At 45.6% G+C, this 23,004-nt stretch carries 18 protein-coding genes; 6 read left to right on the forward strand and 12 right to left on the reverse strand.

The genetic code is table 11. The annotated features are described in order from the left end of the window. Window positions 1–190: 190 nt before the first annotated feature. From QUB24_RS23320 to QUB24_RS23350, 7 genes are all read right to left on the reverse strand, one after another. Window positions 191–1,564: an ATP-binding protein gene (locus tag QUB24_RS23320; RefSeq protein ID WP_333155852.1), complete on the reverse strand. Its 1,374-nt coding sequence runs from the start codon at window positions 1,562–1,564 to the stop codon at window positions 191–193. 109 nt (window positions 1,565–1,673) lie between these two features. Further along, on the reverse strand, window positions 1,674–3,029 hold the full coding sequence (locus tag QUB24_RS23325) for an ATP-binding protein (RefSeq protein WP_445300432.1): 1,356 nt from the start codon (window positions 3,027–3,029) through the stop codon (window positions 1,674–1,676). A gap of 704 nt (window positions 3,030–3,733) precedes the next feature. Continuing rightward, entirely contained in the window at window positions 3,734–4,300 is a 567-nt protein-coding gene (locus QUB24_RS23330; protein WP_333155856.1) for a hypothetical protein, read from the reverse strand. An 82-nt stretch (window positions 4,301–4,382) separates the two neighbouring features. Further along, window positions 4,383–5,948 carry a hypothetical protein gene (locus QUB24_RS23335; protein ID WP_333155858.1) on the reverse strand — a complete coding sequence of 522 codons (1,566 nt, stop codon included), beginning with the start codon at window positions 5,946–5,948 and terminating at the stop codon, window positions 4,383–4,385. 234 nt (window positions 5,949–6,182) lie between these two features. After that, on the reverse strand, window positions 6,183–7,559 hold the full coding sequence (locus QUB24_RS23340) for an oligosaccharide flippase family protein (protein WP_333155859.1): 1,377 nt from the start codon (window positions 7,557–7,559) through the stop codon (window positions 6,183–6,185). Between the two features lie 181 nt (window positions 7,560–7,740). Beyond that, the gene (locus tag QUB24_RS23345) at window positions 7,741–8,529 is read right to left on the reverse strand and encodes a TIGR03943 family putative permease subunit (RefSeq protein WP_333155860.1); all 789 of its coding nucleotides are present in this window, start codon (window positions 8,527–8,529) and stop codon (window positions 7,741–7,743) included. Window positions 8,530–8,611: 82 nt separating this feature from the next. Continuing rightward, the gene (locus tag QUB24_RS23350; protein WP_333155861.1) at window positions 8,612–9,691 is read right to left on the reverse strand and encodes a permease; all 1,080 of its coding nucleotides are present in this window, start codon (window positions 9,689–9,691) and stop codon (window positions 8,612–8,614) included. 986 nt (window positions 9,692–10,677) lie between these two features. Between QUB24_RS23350 and QUB24_RS23355 the strand changes: the two genes are divergently transcribed. Beyond that, on the forward strand, window positions 10,678–12,138 hold the full coding sequence (locus QUB24_RS23355; protein ID WP_333155862.1) for an ATP-binding protein: 1,461 nt from the start codon (window positions 10,678–10,680) through the stop codon (window positions 12,136–12,138). A 230-nt stretch (window positions 12,139–12,368) separates the two neighbouring features. Here QUB24_RS23355 and dnaN read toward each other — a convergent pair whose 3' ends face one another. The 3 genes from dnaN to dnaA form a co-directional block, all read right to left on the reverse strand. Beyond that, window positions 12,369–13,508: a DNA polymerase III subunit beta gene (dnaN, locus tag QUB24_RS23360; protein WP_333155863.1), complete on the reverse strand. Its 1,140-nt coding sequence runs from the start codon at window positions 13,506–13,508 to the stop codon at window positions 12,369–12,371. Window positions 13,509–13,737: 229 nt separating this feature from the next. After that, window positions 13,738–14,160, reverse strand: a complete 423-nt coding sequence (locus QUB24_RS23365) for a hypothetical protein (RefSeq protein ID WP_333155864.1) — start codon at window positions 14,158–14,160, stop codon at window positions 13,738–13,740. Beyond that, the gene (gene dnaA, locus QUB24_RS23370) at window positions 14,138–15,508 is read right to left on the reverse strand and encodes a chromosomal replication initiator protein DnaA (RefSeq protein WP_333155865.1); all 1,371 of its coding nucleotides are present in this window, start codon (window positions 15,506–15,508) and stop codon (window positions 14,138–14,140) included. The genes QUB24_RS23365 and dnaA overlap by 23 nt, the downstream gene beginning before the upstream one ends. Before the next feature lie 212 nt (window positions 15,509–15,720). Between dnaA and QUB24_RS23375 the strand changes: the two genes are divergently transcribed. From QUB24_RS23375 to QUB24_RS23395, 5 genes are all read left to right on the forward strand, one after another. Further along, the gene (locus QUB24_RS23375; RefSeq protein WP_333155888.1) at window positions 15,721–16,962 is read left to right on the forward strand and encodes an HhoA/HhoB/HtrA family serine endopeptidase; all 1,242 of its coding nucleotides are present in this window, start codon (window positions 15,721–15,723) and stop codon (window positions 16,960–16,962) included. A 103-nt stretch (window positions 16,963–17,065) separates the two neighbouring features. Continuing rightward, a complete protein-coding gene (gene def, locus QUB24_RS23380) occupies window positions 17,066–17,599 on the forward strand; it encodes a peptide deformylase (protein ID WP_333155867.1) in 534 nt (177 codons plus the stop codon). A 187-nt stretch (window positions 17,600–17,786) separates the two neighbouring features. Next, window positions 17,787–18,359: a TerD family protein gene (locus QUB24_RS23385; protein ID WP_333155868.1), complete on the forward strand. Its 573-nt coding sequence runs from the start codon at window positions 17,787–17,789 to the stop codon at window positions 18,357–18,359. A gap of 180 nt (window positions 18,360–18,539) precedes the next feature. Continuing rightward, complete coding sequence (locus QUB24_RS23390; RefSeq protein WP_333155870.1) at window positions 18,540–19,139, forward strand: TerD family protein; 600 nt, start codon at window positions 18,540–18,542, stop codon at window positions 19,137–19,139. A 799-nt stretch (window positions 19,140–19,938) separates the two neighbouring features. Next, on the forward strand, window positions 19,939–20,910 hold the full coding sequence (locus QUB24_RS23395) for a transposase (protein WP_333155871.1): 972 nt from the start codon (window positions 19,939–19,941) through the stop codon (window positions 20,908–20,910). A gap of 33 nt (window positions 20,911–20,943) precedes the next feature. Here the strand turns inward: QUB24_RS23395 and lysS are convergent, their stop codons facing one another. Both lysS and QUB24_RS23405 read right to left on the reverse strand, forming a co-directional pair. Continuing rightward, complete coding sequence (gene lysS / locus QUB24_RS23400) at window positions 20,944–22,497, reverse strand: lysine--tRNA ligase (RefSeq protein WP_333155872.1); 1,554 nt, start codon at window positions 22,495–22,497, stop codon at window positions 20,944–20,946. A gap of 368 nt (window positions 22,498–22,865) precedes the next feature. Continuing rightward, window positions 22,866–23,003: a hypothetical protein gene (locus QUB24_RS23405; RefSeq protein WP_190734883.1), complete on the reverse strand. Its 138-nt coding sequence runs from the start codon at window positions 23,001–23,003 to the stop codon at window positions 22,866–22,868. Window position 23,004 lies beyond the last annotated feature (1 nt).

Genomic DNA, 23,004 nt, shown 5'->3' on the forward strand with positions numbered 1-23,004 from the left:
TTTTTCCTAGGTCATAGACCAGCAACAGTCACAGCTAGTCTTAGCTGATCTTAGTATAGACTTACAAATAGTATTTAGCTATAGCAGCAAGCTATTGAAATAGACAGATGGTTGTCTGTGCTTTACGCTCAATATAAATATCTGCTCGATCGCACCTGAAGCCCGGCATCTGGGCGCTCGCACTGCGGGATCATAAGGGCAACAAAATTTCAAACTCGGTGCCAATTCCCAACTCCGATCGCATTCTGAATGCACCGCCGTGTTTGCCTGTCACGATTTGATAGCTAACTGCTAAACTGGTTTCTTTGAGGGCGCGTTTTTCCGTAGAGAATGATTCTATGATTTTTTTGTACTTGCTAGGTGACATTCCTGGCCCGTTATCTGCTATGCAAATCGACACCCAGCGAACATGAAGCTTGTCTAAATCCGGCGCAGGTTCGGGACAGCAGACTTGAGTGGTGATTTCAATTTTAGGCTGGCGATCGAACTCTTTGAGTCCTCCACCTTTGAACTCTTTCGCCAATTCTTGACCGACTGCTTCGTTAATTAATGTATGAATAGCATTCGTCAATATATTCATAAATACTTGGTTTAGCTGTCCTGCATAGCATGGCACTGGTGGCAGGTAGCCGTAGTTTTTCACTACTTGGATTTCCCTAGTCAAACGACTTTTGAGCAGCAAAAGTATGCTGTCTATGTTGGCGTGCAAGTCGGTGGGTTTGGGATAAATATCGTCGATGTGGCAGAAGTTTTGCAAACTGGTTGCCAACTTGCTCAAACGTTCTGCTCCTGATTTGATGCTGGCAACAGTTCGGAGAAAATCGTTTTGCAAAAAGTCATAGTCGATCTCTTCTTTGAGCCGTGCTATTTCCGGCGGGGGGTTGGTACAGTGCGCGTCGTAAACTGAGAGCAATTCCATCAAGTTTTTGCTGTAGTCGCTGACGTAGGTTAAATTCCCCCAAATAAAGCCTACCGGATCTAAAATTTCGTGGGCAACTCCGTTGACTAAACGCCCTAAACTAGCCATTTTTTCGCTTTGAATCATTTGAGTTTGGGCTCTTTCGTAGCGGACTTGAGTTTCTATGCCACGAATTTGCCAGTACGCGATGTTTAGTGCGTTAGGGTCTAAGAGTCGGTAAGATTGGGAGTCTATTTGGACGACGATCGGTTCTGGCTGCAATTCGGGCGATCGACGCAGAGCTTGTGGGGCTGCTGCCAAAATGGTTGTACTCTCTGCGAGCAATAATATTTCGAGGCGAGCGTAACTGTAGAGAACTTTTAGTGGCAGGTGCAAAAATAGCTCTGGGCCTTGGGGTTTGAGCAAATATTCCAGCAGTTGCCTGCGGGATATCATGCCAGCAAACTCTTCTGCTTCCATCAAGACGACTCCCGGCACTAGGGGATGCTGTTCAAACATTTCAGCAACTGCCACCGCCAAGCAGCTCGATTTAACCTGAAATTCATACAGGGGCAAATCCCAGAGGGTAGATTCTAGGGAAAGGTCTTGATGGCTGCCTTCGGAGAGTGAAGGGCCAATGAGTTTGGAACTGAATTTATTTGCCACTGGAACTTTTAGTTGCCGAAACGCTGGGAAAGTGAAATGAGAACCTACTACTAAGCTACCCTATCATTTCACTTTTCTGAGCGAACAACCGAGAATATTCTGGAGTTAATCATGTTGTGCCAACTATAGGCAGGAGAATTTCAAATTCAGTATTCTTACCTGGTTGCGATCGCATTCTCAGTTGGCCACCGTGCTTTTCTGTGACGATTTGATTGCAGATAGCCAGCCCCATACCGCTGCCTTTGCCTGCTGGTTTAGTGGTAAAAAAGGTGTCAAATATCTGCTGGTGATTTTCTGGGGGAATGCCGGGCCCGTTATCGGCAATGCAAATTGCCACCCGCTTGCCGTGTTCGGTTTCTATAACTTTAGTGGTAATTTCGATTTGGGGCTGCCAGTTGTCCCGGCACGGGGTGTGTATTTCTCGATCGGCTGCGTACTCTGTCAGGGCGTCTAGAGCATTAACTAACAAATTCAAAAATACCTGACTCAACTGACCGGAGTAGCCGCTAACTAGCGGCAGTTCGCCGTAATTTTTAACCACTTCTATGCTGTTTTTAAAGCGGTTTTTCAAAATTAACAGCGTCATCTCCACGCATTCGTGAATGTCTGTCTCGGCTGGTTTTGTCTCGTCCATGTGAGAGAAGTGGTGCAGCCCGTTAACTATTTTTAGCAATTGCGAGGCTCCCAACTCCATCCCTTCTAAGGTGATCGGCAAATCTTCTTGTAAAAAATCAAATTCAATTTCTTTTTTAAGGGCATCAATTCGGGGACAGGGTGCCGAATATTCTTCTTCATAAACCGACATTAGCTGAAGCAAGTGTTCAAAATAGGACAGCAGAAAAGTTAAATTTCCCCAAATACAGTTCAGCGGATTTCTGATTTCGTGGGCTACTTCTGCTACAATCCTCCCCAAACTCGCCATTTTTTCTGTTTGGATGAGTTTGGCTTGGGTTTGTGTGTGGAGTAACTTATTTGTTAATTCGTGAATTCTTGATTGAGCGACCATTAATTGGTGTACGTCTAACAGCTTGTAGGTCTGGGGGGCTATTTCCACTACTACGGGTTCGTAAATTAATTCGGCTGATCTGTAAAGACATTCCTGGGCGGCTTCTACTATTAATTTACTGGCGGGAAGTACGAGTTCCTCTGGCTTGGCAAACTTGTACAGCACCTCTATTGGTCGCTTGAAAAACATTTCTACTCCGTAGCGGCAGTTAACTTTTTCAAAAAATAGACGCCTGGATATGATGCCGACAAAATTACCCCCATTTGTCAAAATGACGCCTGGAAGCATGGAATTTTCTTCAAAAGCCTGGGCTACTTCTTTTGCCTGTTGAGTTATTTCAATTTGGCAGTTGGAGAGTGGCAGGTCTAGGAGAGTTGATTCTAAGGAGATGTTCCAAGTACAAAATTCAGGTATATGCAACACTGATAACTCCGAGCTAGTCTCACGCACAGCAAACATAGATGAAACCCCTGTTAAATATTGTATTAATTCACAACTTAAGTTGCTATTAATTTGTAACTGGTAATTCGTAGCTGTTAGTTGCTAATTTGTCAAATTACAACAGCACCCGATGGGAAAACCCGATCGCAGTAGCATTGTCTGCTCAAGATTTTGTTTCTAAGTCAATATTAAACGATCGAAGCTTTTGTCGAACTTACGGAGTAGGCGCTTTAAACTTTTTACCATGATATACCTGCGATCGGGTATTTTCCGAAAATTTTTAACATTTATAAGGAATTTTTGTAATCAATTATACCATTTTTTTGGTAATTGAAGGGAATTGGAGAACCGCGAGCGAGTTATCAGTGAATATAAGGGCATCCTTGGAGGGTTTGAGGGCCCGGATTAGCCATTGTCCAAGGGGCTTGCAGACTCCAATTGTCAAGACTAGGGGCCAGGTCAAAAGAAGTTCGGTAACAGATTCGCTTTCTTCGGATGTAACCGAATGTAACGGATGGAAGGCTTTAGTTATCTAGGAGAGAAGGAAGAAGCAATGTTCCCCAAGGGTTTGTGGAATTAAGAACATCCTAAGCGTCGGCCGCGGTTGCTATACCACTCAAAAGAAATGCAACTTTAGGCAACTTCCGAACCTCGATAGTCATCAGTTTTTTGCAATCTGCAATCTGCAATCTACAATCTGCAATCTGCAATCTGCAATCGTCTTAGGGTTCCACCTCCGGCCAGAGGCGTTCTAGCTGATACCGCCAAGCGGCGAGAGTATTTTCGCGAGACTCTCGGCCTAGTTCCATTTCACCCATCAATCCCTCTGCGTAGAAACGGTCTAAAGTCTGAAGGGTTGTTTCCACAGACTGTCCTTGCATCTTCGCAGCTTTGATGATTTGACGGATGCGGCTTTCTATCAAACCGTCGAAAAAGTCAGAGAAACCTCTCTCTTGCAAAGCCAGCAGTCTGGCGACGGCGGCTGAGAAATCGGCAGCCGCGAGTGTGGCACAACTGTGCTGAAATACTCCCCACAAAACGTTTTGATGTAAGGCGTAGCGAGTTTCCAGGGTGGTGTCAAAGTTAGCTTGTAGCAGTTTATCAAGAAATGGTTGAGCTTCCTGGGCATCGGCGATCGGCAGCAAAATCCGCAGCCAACTCCCGTCTTCTGAAAGGAGGACTAACAGGCGAAAATTGGGGGTTTCTACTTGCCAAGAAGTGGCAGCAGGCATCTCAACACTGTCACCAAATAAGTCTTTAAGGCTATTGCTAATTTCTTCGGGAGTCATAATGATTTTAGATTTTAGATTTTAGATTTTAGGTTAGTCACCAGTCATTAGTCAGCAGTGCGATCTTAAATCTCAAATTGGTTTATGGTAGCCAGCGGGGGTGATAGCCGGCAAAGGGAAGTTCTTCGGGCTGTAGTTTTGCGGGAGAACCGTCTGTCGGTATTTCTACTAAGGGTAGCAGCCAGAGGCGGCTGGTGGCGATCGACTGTCCACTATCGTTGCGGGGATTGTCTGCTGCTGAGGGAGTTGCTGCTGTGACTGATTGGTCGAAAATTAATGCCAGCCCGTCGGGAGATAAACTGATTTGGGTATCTAATTGGTTGGGCAAAATTAGCAGCGGTTTGATGGTTCCTACCAAACGAGTACCCTCTTTTTTGAGGTCGATGGTGGCGATGAAAGGCTGTTCTTTGTAGCTTTCTGTTTTGAGGCGTTGGGCTAACAAACAGTAGAGACGCTGAACTTGGTTGTCTTGGTTTTTGCGGGGGTCGAAATAAACGGCTATGATGCTGCCGGGAATACGCAATATTTCTTGTTCTACACCTTGGTTATCTAAGATGAAAAGCGATCGAGTAAAGTCGCTGTTGTATTTAACATAGGCGGCGGCTGAGTTGTCGCGGGCCATCCCCAATACTTGTTCGTATTTTGGTAAAAATTCTACTGGGTCTGCTTCGGGTTTGAGGGGGACGATCGCTAATCCTTGTTTTTGAGATATTACCATCGATTTGCTGTCGGGGCGAATCATAAAATCTCCGCCTTGTTCATTTTCCAATGGTCTGGGCGGCACTTTTTCTTCCACAATCCAAGGACTGAAATCGCCGGGATTGCGACGGTTGACGCGCTGGACAACTATGATTTTTCCGTCGGCTGAGAGGTCGAATTTGAGGTTTTGGTAATCTTTGGCATCTAATAGTTTGTCGATTCTACCGGCTGGGTATTTTGGTTGATTTCCTGAGCCAGATTGGGGGTTGAGGCCGGTGGTGACGGTGAATAGTTCTTGATTTAGGGTGCCGCGAGTACGGGCGATCGATCGATCTGTGGCTGAGAATAAAATGCGATCGCTGTCAGGATACGGTTTAAAATCGGTAACGACTAAATCTTTGGGAGTCAGCGGTATCGGTTTCGAGTCGCTGCTGGTGAGATTGACTAGCATTAATCTGCTTTCTGTTTCGCCTTGGACGCCGATGTAAGCAAAAGCTCGATCGCGGCTGCGAAACGAACTGCTAAACGGTTGCATTGGCGTTCCTTTATTTTGGTTTTTTTCTCCGAAATACTTATCGGTTGCTCCAGCGAGTTTTAATGTGTAGGTAACGCCGTAGGGTGCTGGATCTTTGAGGGTGTAAGCCATGCGTCTTCCAGCCCAACTAAATTTACCGGGGAGGGGGGGTTCTAACTTTAAGTTTTCCTCGACGGTGGGCTGGTTCATGGGCCGAAAGAATGTGAGGATAAAGCCGGTATCTTCAGCGCCGATTTGTTTGTTTTCCCAGGTAAATTCTCGCACTCTGGGTGCTGTGCGATCGCCGCTCAGCAGCAGCAGTCCGATTAAGACGCTCAGCACTAGGATGAGGACGATCGCCGTGCGGTCGATCGGCTGTTTGAAGGGCCCAATAGCGAAGGGTGAAGGATTAATTTTTTTCTTAAAAATACTCACCAATCTTTCTCTCCTACTTTCTGCTGAAAATTAACTGCCAAATTTTCCCTGTCAAATTTTACACTTATTGGCCCATTCCTAACACTCACCAAGCCATTTTTTTACCACAGTAAATGGCTGCAACGAGTTATTTTCCGTAACAAACCTAGTTTTTGAAACTTGGGGGGCCTCCAGGACTGAATGAAACTTAAGATATTAATTAGGTGGGACACGCTGCACTTTCAACAGGTTTGTTTACTGAAACAGTTGATTGATGGGAATTAAATCCATCGGTGATATTTTATCGATCGGCAGACCCAAACCAAAAGTGACTCTACACCAAAGTAGACTTGCCAGCACCCCTACAAACATTGCTGTTAATTGAATATCCTGCCAAAAACAAGTTAGTCCTTCTCGCCACAAACCGTAGTTAATTACTGCATAGGTAGGAAGGTCGCCGAGAGCTACAGCAATCACCGCACCTAAATTACCTTTTAAGTGATATCCCAGCGGTATACTTATACATAGATTCACAAAAGTCAGCAGATTGCCCATAGCTGCGTACTGAGACTTTCCTACGGCTAACAGACAACCACCCATCATACTGGAGAGGGTGGTGTGCCACATACCTAAAGCCAAGATAGGCATCATCCAAGATGCCGCCGCATACTCTTTTCTGTACAGTATTAAAATTAACTGATCTCCGAAGTTCACAAAAATTGCTAAACCTACGGCTAACGGTATTAGAATTAGCTTGCGGTTGTTAAGTATCTTCGCGCGCAACTCCTCCCGCGGCAACTCTGCCAGCATAGAAATCGAGGGAAAAATAACCCTGCCGCTAAGGGCGATGATGACTTGGCGTGGCATATCGCCGAGAGTAAAAGCGATGCCGTAAATGCCCAACATTGTTAAAGTAAATATTTTACCGAGGATGAGTCTATCAGCTTGAGAACACAAGAAAAACAAAGCCGTAGACAAAAATATCCATTTACCATAAGAAAATATTTCTTTAGCTGCTTCTTTATCCCAAGCAAAGCGGTTTGAATTGCCGGGAATCAAAAAATGGCTCCATACTAACTCTATTAAAGCTCCACTCAAGCCGCCTGCAAGGATCGCCCAGATGCTGCGATCGAACCAGGCCCAGACAATCATCACTGTAGTAGAAACAATCTGTATGCCCAACTGAAAAATTACTACTTTCTTCACTGCCATTTTGCGTTCTAGGCTGGATGTGGCGGTGGATTTAAACCCTCCTATTAGGGAATTTATACCTATTATTGGAATCAACCACCGAAGACGGGGATCTCCATAAAAACTAGCAACTGGGTAAGTAATTATAATCAAACAAATGAAAATGAAAAAGCTGCGAATGACTTGCAGTGTCCAAGCGGTATTGAGAAATTCACGATCTTCCCCGCGCTTGTTCTGGATGATGCTTGGGCCTAGACCTATGTCTGAGAATAAGTGGAGCCCTGTGATGAAAACGTAGGCTAGACCCATCAGACCAAATAGTTCTGGCACAAGCAGACGCGTCAGGATTAGGTTACTGCAAAATCGGATAATTTGACTGCTTCCATAGCTGGCGATCGTCCAGGCTGCACCTTTGATTGCTAATTTTTTTTGTGATGACATATACTCAGAGTTTATTTACTAATGACGAGTGTAGTTGCTGAATTTGTTTTTGGCAACTCCTAGAGGATGGTGTTGCCACTTTTATAGCTGACTGTACCTTGTCTTAATTTGCATAGGGAGGACGGGTCTGAGGTGTCCCTCTCACAATAAAGGTAAAATTTAATCTCATACTTACTCCACATCAATAATCATAAGGGTTTTTGGGTTCGGGAATTGGTTTGAGGGAGGATGCTTGAATGATTAATTTGCGCTTGCCTTGAAGTTCTTCTACGATCGTTTCTCCTTCTATTTCTAGCCAACTGTCTGGGGCAAAGGCGGTGCGGCTTTGACCGATAAGTAATTTTACTGGCAACCCGATCGGATAGGCGTCTGCCGCGCAGCAGGTAATGATAAAACGCCCGATCCACATATATTGTTCTGCTATATTGGGCGGATGAATTACAAATCCTTGAACCTTGACTTTTTGATCTCTGTATGTATCGGGTTCGGGGTTAAAATTTAACAGCCGCACCCATTCGACGAGCGATCGCTGTTCGGGTTTTGTAGTATTGCGAAATTCTTGGGGTTGCAGTCTGGTGATGGGCAGGGATTCGGTGAGGCCTCGTTCTAATGCTGTCTGGCTGGTAAATGTGCGTGGCGTTGTTAGTAAACCTATTAATGCGACGCCCAACATTAAGGTGCTGCCGATACTGGGGGGAAACAAAGTAACGTGTTCAACTTCTGTGGTTCTGAGAGAGTTATTTGCTGTTGATGTCCGCGATAGCTTTGTGGTGCGATCGAGTTTTAAGAGTTCCCAAGTTTTTAAACCGCCAATAACCATTAAGCCGATTCCTCCTGCTAGAGTCAAGCCAAAGTAATTGGGGTGAATGAGAATGCTTAATTTGCCGGTGAGCCAATATTTAAGAAGCAGTATTCCCCAGGCTAAGATAGCTAGGGCGTCCAGCCAGGGGCTAATTTTTTTAAGATTCATTTTTTAATAGTGATTGGTCATTAGTCATTAGTCATTGGGATGGGGAATCTATCGTTAGTTGTCAGTCCGGGCTAATTTATTTTTAACCTAAATGCAAGTTGACAGCGAGGGTCATTAAAAAGGTTAACTGAGCGGCCAAGACAATTAAGTAAACTACTGCTCGACCTTTAAAAATTGACAGCATTAAACCGATGCCTTTGAGGTCAATCATCGGGCCGAAAACGAGAAAGGCTAACAGCGAACCGCTGGTAAATGTCGAAGCAAAAGACAGGGCAAAAAAGGCATCTACTGTAGAACAAATCGATACGACTGCAGCTAATAGCAGCATTGCTATAATCGAAGAAACGGGGCCTTGGCCGAGGTTGAGAATTAGTTCGCGGGGGGCGCCAACTTGAATGATGGCTGCGATCGCACTTCCGATTACCAACACTCCTCCCAATTCGCGCAACTCCTGTACCATAGTATCTAAAAGCAGGCGCAAACGCTCTTTAGAAACGCGGTGGAACATTGAGGAACGTTTCGAGGTTTTTTCTGTTTTGCTTGTTTGTAATCGCTTCCAGTCGTCTTGTAGCAAAGATTCGATCGGCACCACCCCCCCCGGCTGACCGAGCATAAATGTTCCCGACTGCAACAGCAGCGGAGTGTTAGCTTGGACGAGTTCTTTTTCGGAAAACTCTGGTTTTGGCAAGGGGATTGCGCGGGCTACAGAGGGTTGCAGCAGAGGCCGCAAGTCTTTTTGGGCGCTGAACACCCAGCCGATAATTGTGGCTATAGACAGAGAAAATACCACCCGCAAAACTACAATTTCTGGCTGATCGCGAAATGCCGTCCAAGTAGCCCAAATTACCACGGGGTTGATGGTGGGGGCCGCGAGCAAAAAGCCGATCGCGGCTGGTGCGGGTACTCCCTGCATCAGTAACCTGCGGGCTACGGGCACGTTACCGCACTCGCACACGGGAAACAAAAAGCCGATCGAACTGCCCATCAAAGCCGCCAGCAGCGGGTTTCGCGGGATGCGCGATACGAGTTTGCGTTCGTCTACAAACCCCAGCAGCAAACCTGAAAATAAAACTCCGAGCAGCAGAAAAGGTATTGCCTCTACTAACAAGCTGAGAAACAGGGTGAAAGCATTATTTAACTGATTTGTCAGGGCGGGTTGCATCGATCACCTACTGGTAGATTGCTATTTAGCTATACGTCTTTGGTAGAACTCCTTGTAGATCATACCAAAGCATAGCACTAAGTTAAGATAGAGTTAATTTTTTTTTGTGTTTTTTTCGGGGATTTGTATAAATTCTAATTTAATCAATGCTGATACCTTGAATGATTTGGACTGGTTAAAACTGTGGGGTTTGACTGATTTTTTATTCGGCTCCGCTTCGCGTACAGGCTATCAATAATTGACTCTGCGAACCGTCGCCGATTTGATAGATATTTCGGGTAAAAATAATTGATTTTAGAACAAATGCCAAGGCAGATTTTGCAGATGGCGGGCGAGGCTAACTGTTTTATATAACGATCGCTATCAAATTAGTTTGTAGCGAGGACTAAAGTCCTCACTACAAACCTATAGGGGAGGCACTGGCAGGTGTGTAGCTGGCTGGCCGTTACGGGGGGTTGCGAGTACCCGATCGGGGAGATGGGATGAAATCGCCTCAAATGCCATAGCACGGGCGAGGGCCCGACGCCATCGCCCTTAGCGAGCTAAAACTCAGGGATGTGATCGCCCAGGCTTTGTGCTTTTAACTTGTTTCATGGCGTTGTATCGCAGGGGCGATCGGGCAATTCCGATTTTCTTCTATTATCAATCAATTATATTTCTCAGCCTCATAATTTATTAACATAAGGTTAAGACGATAACTTAAGATTAATAAATAGTTAAATAGTGGAAACAAGCGTTAATACCGCTCAAGTCAGTATAAAATAAAGTCAGGTATAATTACCAGGGCGCATTTATCTCGGTAATCCTCAATCTTGCCTAATACTTTAAGTGGTAAAATTTTCCTTGCTACAGTCAGTTTTTTGTGTAATTTAAAAAGCAGTTTGCCAGGGGGATGCCGGTCAAAGCACTCAGCAACTCACCTGCTGACCTTTGGTAGCTGAATGTCTGCTGGCAAATAGAACCCCAAAAAGCGTGCTGATGAATTTATGTTGAATACCTCCTGCGTAGAAAGACCCGTCCAACCCATCTCCGAGGCTGACCTAGGAGAACTTTGTTTAGACTCTACTCTCCAACAATTGTCGCTTTACGATTTTCAGGTAGAAGCTACGGATTGGGGAATGCGAATTTCTCAGATGTTAGAAGCTAATCCGCTGTTACCGGGAGTCATTGTGACCCATCAAGGTGAATTTGCCGGTATGATTTCCCGGCGGAGATTTTTAGAATTTATTAGCCGTCCTTTTGGGCGAGAATTATTTTTAAAGCGACCTGTGAGGGCTTTGTACCGCTTTGCCCAAACAGAGACTTTAATTTTTCCCAGCAATACTTTAATCGTGGATGCAGCCAGGAAGTCGCTGTTGCGATCGAAAGAACTGCTTTACGAACCGATTGTGGTTCAAGTGTCGCCTCAAACTTATAGTTTGCTAGACGTGCACGAAGTGTTAGTAGCCCAATCCAACATTCATGAACTAGCAACAAAATTGCTGAGGCAGCAAACTCAATCTCAACTAATTCAAACCGAAAAACTAGCCAGTTTGGGACAGATGGTAGCTGGAGTCGCCCACGAAATTAGAAATCCCGTCACCTGCATCAGCGGAAATATCGGCTTTTTGTCCAACTACTCGAAAGACATCATGGAGTTGCTGTCTGCTTACGAAGAGATTGTGGGTGACAGCGAAAAAATTGATCAACTCAAAAAACACATAGAATTTGATTTTTTGCAAGAAGATTGGGTGGAAATTCTCAAAAGTATGAAAGTTTCATCGCAGAGGCTGACCGAACTCGTCACCAGCCTGCACACCTTTTCTCACATGGACGAAGCCCACTTGAAGCAAGCTAACATCCACGAATGTATTGACAGTACGCTGCTAATTATGAAAAACCGTCTGAAGTACGGGTTTAAAGTAGTTAAAAACTATGGGGATTTGCCTTTAGTCAAGTGTTACTCTGGTCAGTTGAGCCAGGTATTTATGAATATCATCAGCAATGCGATCGACGCTTTGGAAGAGGTAAAAGCAGAACAAGGTTTTATGCCTGCGATTACGATTGAAACTGAGGTAATAGACAGTTGTGACGGAGACTGCGTGAATTCGGAATTAATTCAAAATTATGTTAGGGGCGATGGCGTCCCGCCCCGCAAGCTACGACAAAATGCCAAACAGCTATCATCCGCCAGTCAAAACGGCGACTTCTGCCCAGAAGCAGCGGAAACAAATCAAAATAACGCTTGGATAGCCATCCGAATTGCCGATAACGGGCCGGGAATTCCGCCCGAAATTCAGCGGCGGATTTTTGAGACCTTTTTCACCACTAAACCGGCGGGAAAAGGTACCGGTTTGGGGTTGGCAATTACCCATCAAATTGTTACGGAAAAGCATAAAGGCAAGTTGAATTTGCATTCAACCCCCGGTACAGGTACTGAATTTGAAATTTTGTTGCCATTGACTTGAAGCAATAACTCATATCAAATCTATTAGCATCGGAATTATTCCTATCTCTCTTCTCTTTGTCTGCGTGAATCAGCGTCAATCCATTGTCATCTGCGGTTAATAAATTATCTTTTTTTGACCGCAGATGAGGGCAGATTAACACCGATTAACGCAGATGAATTAGATCAATTCCGGTTGCAGCAGCGGTGATTGTTGACTAATGATTATTGAGTAATGACTACTGACTCTTTTTAAGCTCTTAGCTGCACGGGCATTACCAAGAAGGTAGCATTAACTCCGCCTAAAGGCTGGAAAATCACTGGGGCTAAAGCACCGTTTAATTGCAGTTGAATTTCTGGGGATTGAGCAGTTTTCAAAATGTCAATTAAGTATTTCACGTTGAAAGCAATATCTATGCTGTCTCCCGAAATCTGTGCGGGCATTGACTCTTTGCCACAGCCGACATCTTTAGCATCTACAGACAAAGTAATTTCCTGATTCTCCTCGTCGATGCTGCATTTGAGAATATTGTTTTTTTGGTCTGCAAAAACGGCTATTCTTTCTACTGCTGCTAAGAACGATCGCCTTTCTAAGGTAATTTGTCGCTCAAAGGAGGGCGGAATCAACTGCCGGTATGCGGGATATTGCCCTTCCAAGGTGCGGGTTGTCAGCCGCTGGTCTGCCCATTCAAACACTACTTGACCGTGTTCAAAATGCAGGGTGACAGGTTCAGTCCACTGCCGCATCACCAGCATTCTTTCTACTTCGCGCAATGCTTTAGCGGGGACAGTCACTTCAAATTCTTCTGCGGTTTCTTCGCCTTCAGCTTTTTCATTGGCAGTTTGAACTACTGCCAATCTGTGGCCGTCTGTAGCTGCAAATTCCAGACAATCTTGCAATACCTTTAAATGCACGCCTGCAAGTACCTGTTTTGCCTCGTCGGGGCTAGTAGCAAATAAAGTTCCTTTGAGTCCTTCTATCAAGGCTTCCGGTGGCAATTTGAGGATTGTTCCGCCTTCTATTGCAGGCAATTCAGGGAATTCTTCCGGGCCCATGCCTCTAACTTGGTAGCTGCCAGAACTGCAAGTGAGATATGCTACGGTTTCCCCCGCTTCGTCTTCTAAAGTAATCTCTCCATCTGGGAGTCTCGAAACAATATCGTTGAGTAATTTAGCGGGTATGGTAAAACTGCCGCCGCCTGTTACTTCTGCTGCGAAGCTGGTACGAATGCCTAAACTGAGATCGAAAGCTGTCAAGCTAACCCGCTGATTTTCCTCATCCGCTACTAAGAGCACGTTGGCGAGTACCGGATGTGTCGGGCGGGAGGGAACGGCCCGACTCACCAACGAGAGGTTGGCGTTGAGGTCACTTTGGGTGCAAACCAATTTCATGGTAGGAAGGTTAATTAACCGGATTTGAAACAGAAACAAATCGTATCACAGAAAGCCGGCGGGTCGGTTTTTCTGTGTGTAGGGCTTAAGCATGGGGCTAGAAACCGGGTTTCTAGGCAAAATTTTGCCTGTAAAAACGAGAAAGCTTCGTAGAAACCGGGTTTCTGAAGTCAGCGCGCGTCGCGAACTATTTGTGTAGGGTGTGTAGGGATCACCAGTTTTTTTTAATTTATTGAATTATTTTTGTATAGATCGCCCTGTGGAAACTGTGGAAAACAAAGCTAACTGCTTGCTGGGCGTCACTTATAGGTAATAAATACCTGTGGAAAACTTGTGGAAAAGCTGGTGCGGTCGCCCGCCCATTTTTGTGCAAAAGCTGTTTCGGGCGATCTAGTAAAGTTTTCCACAAACAGAAGGCCACTTTTCCACAGGTTTTTCCACAGGCAAGATTGTCTATTATGGGGCATTGGGAATTGTTGACTGTTGACTGTTGACTGTTGACTGTTAACTGTTGACTGTTGACTGTTGACTGTTGACTGTTGACTGTTGACTGTTGACTGCGTGGAGTGATGACAACTGACAACTGACAACGGACAACTGACAACTGACAACGGACAACTGACTTGTTCTCAAGTTTTGCGGCTGACAACATTAATTCGATCGCTCAACTGACGCAAAGTTTGAGCCAAATTCGGGTCAGTGTTCCGCAACTGAGCAATTTTTTCGCAACTGTAAAGCACAGTCGTGTGATCTTTGCCACCGAATACTTCGCCAACTTTCGGCAAACTCAAACCAGTATGCTGCCGAATTAAATACATCCCTATTTGACGGGCGAGACTAATTTCTCGCCTGCGGGAAATTCCTTTCAAATCTTCAACAGAAACATCAAACTCCTCAGCCACAACTGCAATTACTGCATCTGGCGTTGCTTCTACGCTTTCTGTTTGCGGATTCAAAACCGGGGCGATATTTTCCACAGTCATCGGCAAACCAGTAATTGAAAGATATGCTACCGCCCGAATCAAAGCACCTTCCAATTCCCGAACGTTGGAAGTGTAACTAGAAGCAATGTATTCAATCACATCTCGCGGCAACCGCATATTTTCATACTCGGCTTTTTTCTGCAAAATTGCCATCCGAGTTTCCAAGTCGGGCAATTGAATGTCGGCAATTAATCCCATCGAAAATCTGGAACACAAACGCTCTTGCAGGCGGGGGATTTGCTGTGGCGGACGATCGGAAGCTAAAACTACTTGGTTTCCCGATTCGTGCAAGGTATTAAAAGTGTGAAAAAATTCTTCTTGAGTGTATTCTTTGCCTTCAATAAATTGGATGTCATCTATTAATAAAACATCTGCGGCCCGATAATGGTCGCGGAAAGTTTGCATACTGTCTTTGCGAATGGCGGCGATTAAATCGTTAGTAAATTTCTCAGTAGAAACGTAAAAAATCTTGGCGTTGGGGTCAATTTCCAAGCGATAATGACCGATCGCCTGCATCAAATGAGTTTTGCCCAAACCGACGCCACCGCACAAAAATAGGGGATTGAATTCTCGGCCCGGAGACTCGGCTACCGCGAGGGAAGCGGCGTGAGCCATGCGGTTGTTGGAACCGACGACAAAGCGGGAAAAGAGGTATTTGGGGTTTAAATTGGCGGGTTTGGGGGGGTGAAGCGAGTGGCTTTCCGGGACATCGGCGATGGGGGAGGGCCAAATTATGGCCGAGTCGCTGCTGCCGCCTGTTTCGTTTCCCCCGGCAATTGTCAAGTAAATGTCTACGGGATAGCCGAGAATTTCTGCGACTGCATCGGCAAGGATTTCTCTGTAATATTTTTGTAACCAATTGCGAGCAAAGGGGTTGGGGGCGCTGACTATCAAACAGTTATTTTCGAGTTGTTCGGCCCTGGCAGTTTTGATCCACGTCTCAAAGCTAGGTCTGCTCAGTTGTACCTGGAGACGTTCAAGTATCTGATTCCACAGACTTTCGAGGGGAATGTCCACTGCTCACCTCTGCCGATCGGCATTCAAGATATTAATTCTACAGTCTAGAGAGTTTAGTCCTCAGATGCTAAAGTTTAAGGGAGTCTGCCGTAGCACGGGCGAGGGCCCGACGCCATCGCCCAAAAATTTGGCGGCTCTGCAGTCCTGCGCCAGGTATCGGGGAGCGGATCAGCAAATATTTAGATTTGGCAGGAAAGCCTTAAAACATGGCAATGAAGAGTTCTACTGGCAAATTTTGGAAGCAACCGGCAATTTACATATTGCTGCTGGTAACGGGAGCCGGGGCCGCCATGTTGGGCGATCGTCTGACGGTTTCTCAATTTCGTGCAAATTCTGGCGATTCGCGACAAAGGGCGCTGGAACCGAAATTGCAACTGCCTCCTAATACAAAGGATCAAGCTAGGAAAGTCTTGCCGCCGGTTTCCTTGTCGGGCGACGGGACTAATGTGAATTTTATTGTGGCTGCGGTGGCAAAAGTTGGCCCGGCAGTGGTTCGGATCGATGCTTCGCGCCTGGTGAAACCGGGAAATAGAGGGCTGTCGCCGGAAGATTTTTTTGGCAGAGAACCGAATTCGGGCGGCCGGGGCGGGATCGAACGGGGCACTGGTTCGGGTTTTGTCATCGGTGCAGACGGCTTGATTCTCACTAACGCTCACGTTGTAGAGGGAGCCGATACGGTAAATGTAACTCTCAAGGACGGCCGCAGCTTTCAGGGGCGGGTGTTGGGGGCGGATAAGGTGACGGATGTGGCTGTGGTGAAGATTGAGGCGAATAATGTGCCTGTGGTGACGATCGGCAATTCGGATAAGCTGTTGTCTGGGGAATGGGCGATCGCCATTGGCAATCCTTTGGGTTTGGACAATTCCGTAACTGCGGGGATTATTAGCGCTACGGGGCGATCGAGCACTGATGTGGGCGTACCCGACAAGCGGATCGGTTTTATTCAAACAGACGCTGCAATTAATCCGGGGAATTCCGGCGGCCCGCTGCTGAATGCTTCGGGCCAAGTTATTGGCATGAATACGGCGATTATTCAAGGTGCTCAAGGATTGGGGTTTGCTATTCCCATTCAGGCGGCGCAACAGGTGGCGAAGGAACTGATTACGACGGGGAAAGTCGAACACGCTTATTTAGGCATTGAAATGGCGACGCTGACTCCCGATGTTAAGGAGCAAATTAACAGCAACGCTAACAGCAGCCTGCGAGTTGCAGTCGATCGGGGTGTGGCTATTGTTAGTGTAGTTCCTAATTCTCCCGCAGCAGCAGCCGGTTTGCGGGCTGGAGATGTGATTCAAAAAATTAATAATCAGCCGATTATTCAGTCGGAAGCTGTTCAGGAGTTCGTGCAAAATGCTAAGGTTGGCGGGCTATTGCAAATGGAAATCAACCGTAACGGGCAAATAGTTAATTTGACTGTTAAACCGGGGAGTTTGCCGGTTCAAAAAGTTGGATAATCTGTTGATGGTTGACAGTTGGCAGTTGACGGTTGACGGTTGACGGTTGACAGTTGACAGTTGACAGTTGACGGTTGTTACCAATTACCAATGACTAATTAATATGGTAGAACTCTTACAAATCTCACAATTAGGAAATCCTGTGCTGCGCCGCCGATCGCAAGTTGTCGAGAATATTAAGGACGATCGCATTCAACAGTTGATTGACAGCTTAATATTTACAGTACAGCAGGCAAACGGAGTGGGGATTGCCGCCCCTCAAGCGGCTCAGTCCGATCGTCTGTTCATCGTCGCATCCCGCCCCAACCTGCGCTATCCCCAAGCACCCCACATGGAACCCACAGCGATGATTAATCCCCGGATTGTGGCTGCATCAACAGAGACAGTCAAAGACTGGGAAGGCTGTTTGAGCATTCCGGGGATTCGGGGATTAGTGCCGAGAAGTAGGGCGATCGAGATAGAATACACCAGTAGAGACGGCAAACTCCACCGACAAGAATTGACAGACTTTGTGGCCCGAATTTTTCAACACGAACACGACCATTTAGATGGAATCGTGTTTTTAGACAGAGTGGAAAATACCCACGAACTGATGACTGAAGATGAGTACCAGCAGCAATTTGTCAAGCTACTTTAACCAAAAGCATCCAGCGTACACGCCCCCAATTCACCCGCAGGGTCGCTTTCTTCAATTATCCAATCTAAAATCCAAAATCTAAAATCTAAAATCGATAGATGAGTACCAAAAGCAAATTGTCAACTTACTATAACACTTGATATAATTGCTAGTAGTAACGCCAGTGATGTTGTGAATAGGAGGGCGAATGTCTATCAATTTGGAAAAAGGCGGGAGAATCAATCTATCTAAAGAAGCACCCGGGTTGAAAAATGCCGGGATTGGTTTGGGATGGGATACCAATGCTACAGACACAGGCGCAGCATTTGACTTAGATGCTTCCGTGTTTATGTTGGGGGCTACTGGCAAAATTCCCGGCGAAAAATACTTTGTTTTCTACAACAACAAGGAGTCGCCGGACGGTTCTGTAATACATCTGGGAGATAGCAGAACCGGAGAAGGATTTGGTGATGATGAAACCGTTACAGTCGATTTAACCAAAGTCGATCCGGCGGTGCAAGAAATTGTGTTTGTGGTAACAATCGACCAAGCAGAATCGAGAAGGCAAAACTTCGGTCAAGTGCGGAATGCTTTTATCAGGATTTACGATACCACTACTAACACCGAAGTCATGAAGTACGATTTGGATGAGGATTTTTCTCGGGAAACTGCGATCGAATTTGGCAGACTTTACAAGAAAGACGGCGAGTGGAGGTTCCAAGCCGTCGGACAAGGCTACAATTCCGGCTTGCAAAGCTTTGTAGATAAGTATGCCGGATAAAAGGTCGATCGCTCCTAGCTAAATAAATCGAGGGGAAATTCGGAAGCAGGAATGTTTCCCTCGATTTTAAGCCATCAGACTCATGAGGTAATAAACCACATGGGAATTCAATTAAAGAAGGGCGAAAGATTTAATCTTTCTAAAACATCTCCACTATAAACCATACAAAATCACAAAACTATGGCTATCAATTTGACAAAAGGACAATCGATCGTTCTCAGTAAAAGCGAATACGACTTATCCAAACTGACAATGGCTTTGGGCTGGGATGTAGCACAAGCTAAAAAAGGTCTTTTCGGTCGAAGCAGCGGTGCCAATTTTGACTTAGATTCCTACGCTATGCTGCTGGGAGAAAATGGCAAAATAAAGAACTACAAAGAGGATGTGATTTATTACTCTCATTTGGAGTCAAAGGACAAAACAGTTGTTCACTCAGGCGACAATCTCACGGGGGAGGGAGAGGGAGACGACGAACAAATAGTGGTGAAACTGAGTTCTTTGCCAGCAGAATATCACAAAATAATTTTGGGCGTAAATATTTACGATGGAAAAGAGAGAAAACAGCATTTCGGCCTGGTAGAAAATGCTTTTGTGAGGGCTGTAGATGCGACTGGGAAAGAAATCGCTCGCTATCGCTTGTCAAATGACCCTTCTTATGAAGGAAAATTAAATATGTTGATGGGAGAAGTTTATCGAGAAGGTGGCGAGTGGAAATTTAAGGCTTTGGGAAATCCTTTGGCTGAGGATATGAACGGTGTTGTCGGTTCGTTTATGCGGTGATCTTAAATTCTTGAAACTGATGCTTGTAGGGGCGGGTTCACCAACAATACCTGCCAATAATTCACGATTTAAATAAACCCGCCCCCACCCTACCAGCCATCAAAATGCACATTGTCCGTAGAATTGTAGGGGCGGGTTCACCAACAATATTAGCCAATAATTGACAATCTCTATAAACCCGCCCCCGCCCAACAGTAAATCCCATAATTGTAGGGGCGGGTTTCACCAACAATATTAGCCAATAATTGACGATACAAATAAACCCGCCCCCACCCAACGGTAAATCGCAATGCACATTTTTCGTATTTGATCAAGTCAAGGTTGATGTAGGTTATCTGTGGTGGGGCGGGTTTATAAAGACTGTTTGTTGGAATTAGATATTGTTGGTAAAACCCGCCCCTTGTATCTTAAAAGAGTGAGTCAGGCGATTGCCACGTCATTGATTCGATCGTACCGATAATCAGGCGATCGAGCCGACAAGTGGGCTATCGAGCCGACAAGTGGGCGATCGTACCTTCTTCTTGGTAAATCTAAAGAAACAAGAAAAGTTTCTGACGCTTGGTGCAAGTTTCAGCAGAAAGTGTTCTTCAAGGACATCAGAAATCGGTGAAGTTGGCCCGCCCCTTAGACTAAACAAGTCTGTTGCGTAGATAAGCTCCCATTACTGATGACAGGCGCACATAACACTGGACAGTATCTTAGGCTCTCGATCTTCTGATCGGGAAAGCCTGCATTGACAAGGTTAGTCTTCTATTGCCTGTCGGTTCTTTTATAAATCGGAGTACATCGGGAGCAAACAATGACATCAACAGTCTTAGGCATAGACATCAGTAAAAGAGACTTTCATGTCTCATTACTGAGAGAAGGTCGTGCGACTAAACCCAAAAAGTTTACTAACAATATTCAAGGGTTTGAGAGTTTGCATAACTGGCTCAAACAACAAAGTGTAGTCGAGCTCCATGCTTGTATGGAAGCTACTAGCATCTACGGGGAGGCTTTAGCCGAATTCCTCTATGGGAATGGCTTTCAGGTTAGTATTGTCAATCCAGCTCGGATTAAAGGGTTTGCCAAAAGCGAACTTCTACGAACTAAAACAGACTCCGTAGATGCGGCACTGATTGCTCGTTTTTGTGCGGCGATGAAACCGGAGCTGTGGACACCAACCGCGCCCGAAGTCAAGGAATTACAAGCTTTGTTGCGACGGCTCGAATCTGTCACAGAAATGATGACGAGCGAACAAAACCGTTTGGAGACAGCTACGCCAACTGTTGCTGGGCTTACCCTTGCACATTTGGAGTACCTAAAAGAGCAACAAAAACTAATCAAAAAACTGATTAGCGACCATTTTGACCAACATCCACATTTAAAACAACAGCGTGACCTCTTGACCTCAATTCCAGGAATTGGTGAACAGACGGCCTCGGTATTGTTAGCTGAAATTCGTGATGTTTCCGATTACAACAATGCCCGTCAACTAGCCGCTTATGCAGGCTTGACGCCCTGTGAACGTAGTTCTGGGACTTCTGTTAAAGGCAAAACTCGTTTGTCATGCACCGGCAATGTCCGACTGCGAAAAGCGTTGTATTTGCCGGCTGTAGTGGCAATGCGTTACAACCCCTTGCTGAAAGCCATGAGTGAGAGATTATTGGGTCGTGGAAAGGTCAAAATGCAGGTGATTGGTGCGCTGATGAGGAAACTGGTGCATTTGGCTTTTGGGATTTTAAAATCCCAAAAGCCTTTCGACCCCAATTATTTGACTGCTACCCCTTGACAGGTCAAGACAGTATCTACAAAATTTTACGAATCAATCTTTAACAGGCCGCATTGTCGGAAACATCACCGCATCGCGGATGCTTTGAGTATTAGTTAAAAGCATGACTAATCTGTCTACACCGATGCCCATTCCCGCACAATTAGGCATTCCCAAAGATAGCGCTTGAATAAAGTCTTCATCCATTGGATGCGCTTCGTCATCGCCCGCATTTTTCTGCGCCAACTGTTCCTCAAACCGCTTTCTTTGCTCTTTCGGATCGTTTAATTCTGAGAAGCCGTTCGAGTATTCTGTACCGTTGATAAATAGCTCGAAACGTTCTACAAATCCGGGCTTGCTGCGATGTCCTTTTGCTAAGGGACTGACTTCGACAGGATAGTCGATGATGAATGTAGGTTGAATTAGTTTGGGAACAACTAATTTGTCAAAAACTGCATAGAGCACGTAGCCTAAACTCTGTTGTTCTAACTTAGACAGGTGCAATTCTAGTTTGGTTGCAGAGGATCTCGCACTTTCCAAGTCCAAACTGTCAAAATCCAGCCCAAACTCGTCTCTGACAGCTTCTACCATCGTTTTCACTTGCCAGTGTTTGCCGCTGAAACCAGGATATTTTTCGCTGTAGTCGAACTTGCGTTCTAAACTAATCGTTTCCCCCTGATTTTCAATTTCTTTGACATCCCCAAATACCGCCGCCGCTGCGAAACAAATCACATCTTCGACAACTCCTAAAATGTCGAAAACATCAGCATAAGCTTGGTAAACTTCTAAAGAGGTAAACTCAGGATTGTGGGTGCTGTCAATGCCCTCATTTCTAAATGCTTTCCCTAGTTCAAATACTCGCTCGAAACCGCCGCAAATTGCTCTTTTCAAGAATAATTCTGGAGCCACTCGCAAGTACAAATCTACCTCTAAAGCATTGTGGTGAGTGATGAATGGCTTAGCAGCAGCACCACCATAAATAGCTTGCAGTGTCGGGGTTTCTATTTCGTAAAAATTGGCTTGCCAGAGATAGGAACGGATGCTTTGAACGATGCGGCTTCGCAGCATAAAACGGTTGAGCGCATCTTGGTTGCTTGCCAAATCCATTTCGCGGTGACGGCGGCAAACTTCGGGGTCGTTAATTCCGTAATAAGAATCGGGAAATTGAATGGTAGCTTTTGATAAAAGCTTTAATTCCCTCACTAAAATAGAAAGTTCTCCCCTGGGGGTGCGGCAGCCGATACCTTCGACGCCGACAAAATCGCCGACATCGAGCAATTTTTTAATTTGTTCAAAGCTCAAACCGACTTCGCCGGTGACGATTGCTTTCTCGATTTTGAGTTGAATCTTGTCTGTGGCGTCTTTTAAATCGATGAAACCAATTTTGCCGCTGTCTCGCTTGGAAGTGATGCGGCCGGCTAATCGCAGGGTAATTTCTTCGGGGTCACTTTGTCCGTTTTCGAGTTCTTTTCCCGGCTGACTAAATATTTCGCGAACTTGCTTGGCTGTGTGCGATCGCGCGTAGGATTCACTGGGATACGGTTCTATGCCTTGCGATCGCAGTTCGTCTACTTTTTGACTGCGGACTTCGGCTTCACTGAGAGTCATTAGTTATTGCCTGATTAAAATTACAAATATCTGACATCTTGCACTATTCTGGCGATCGTGCGATCGAGCGTTGCTCAAAGCAACCCCCCACAAGAAAATTCACTCTTTGTGGAACAGGCATCTTGCCTGTTCGCGATCGAGCTGCAAAATGTCAGAAACACCAAACTCTATCATAACTGGTCAACATAGACCAATTTGTCAGATAATCCAGACACACTGGCGATCGACAGATGCTGAAGGTCAGTAAGGTTTTAATCCTGACGGAAGTCTTCTATCCTCTCCATCCCTCCTACTCCCTCTCCCCAACAGTCAACAGTCAACAGTCAGCAGACAACAATTGCGATCGACTGCACAAAGCGACCGAAACATTAAAAAATTAAGTTGTCTGTCGATCGCAACAGGTGAGATGATATGTAGTGCAGCCTCACGGCAGTTCCATAGAAACTGAACAGCAGAAACGCGAGCGATCGAACTCGGCTCATCGCACCTCTGTCAGAATCGACCACA

This window comes from Microcoleus sp. B9-D4, assembly GCF_036705105.1.
GTDB lineage: Bacteria > Cyanobacteriota > Cyanobacteriia > Cyanobacteriales > Microcoleaceae > Microcoleus.

Coding starts and splice junctions, on each gene's coding strand:
- QUB24_RS23325 (WP_445300432.1), bottom strand. CDS start 3,029: ATGTTTGCTGTGCGTGAGACTAGCTCGGAGTTATCAGTGTTGCATATA.
- QUB24_RS23330 (WP_333155856.1), bottom strand. CDS start 4,300: ATGACTCCCGAAGAAATTAGCAATAGCCTTAAAGACTTATTTGGTGAC.
- QUB24_RS23340 (WP_333155859.1), bottom strand. CDS start 7,559: ATGTCATCACAAAAAAAATTAGCAATCAAAGGTGCAGCCTGGACGATC.
- QUB24_RS23345 (WP_333155860.1), bottom strand. CDS start 8,529: ATGAATCTTAAAAAAATTAGCCCCTGGCTGGACGCCCTAGCTATCTTA.
- QUB24_RS23350 (WP_333155861.1), bottom strand. CDS start 9,691: ATGCAACCCGCCCTGACAAATCAGTTAAATAATGCTTTCACCCTGTTT.
- QUB24_RS23355 (WP_333155862.1), top strand. CDS start 10,678: ATGTTGAATACCTCCTGCGTAGAAAGACCCGTCCAACCCATCTCCGAG.
- dnaN (WP_333155863.1), bottom strand. CDS start 13,508: ATGAAATTGGTTTGCACCCAAAGTGACCTCAACGCCAACCTCTCGTTG.
- QUB24_RS23365 (WP_333155864.1), bottom strand. CDS start 14,160: ATGTTGTCAGCCGCAAAACTTGAGAACAAGTCAGTTGTCCGTTGTCAG.
- QUB24_RS23375 (WP_333155888.1), top strand. CDS start 15,721: ATGAAGAGTTCTACTGGCAAATTTTGGAAGCAACCGGCAATTTACATA.
- def (WP_333155867.1), top strand. CDS start 17,066: ATGGTAGAACTCTTACAAATCTCACAATTAGGAAATCCTGTGCTGCGC.
- QUB24_RS23385 (WP_333155868.1), top strand. CDS start 17,787: ATGTCTATCAATTTGGAAAAAGGCGGGAGAATCAATCTATCTAAAGAA.
- QUB24_RS23390 (WP_333155870.1), top strand. CDS start 18,540: ATGGCTATCAATTTGACAAAAGGACAATCGATCGTTCTCAGTAAAAGC.
- QUB24_RS23395 (WP_333155871.1), top strand. CDS start 19,939: ATGACATCAACAGTCTTAGGCATAGACATCAGTAAAAGAGACTTTCAT.
- lysS (WP_333155872.1), bottom strand. CDS start 22,497: ATGACTCTCAGTGAAGCCGAAGTCCGCAGTCAAAAAGTAGACGAACTG.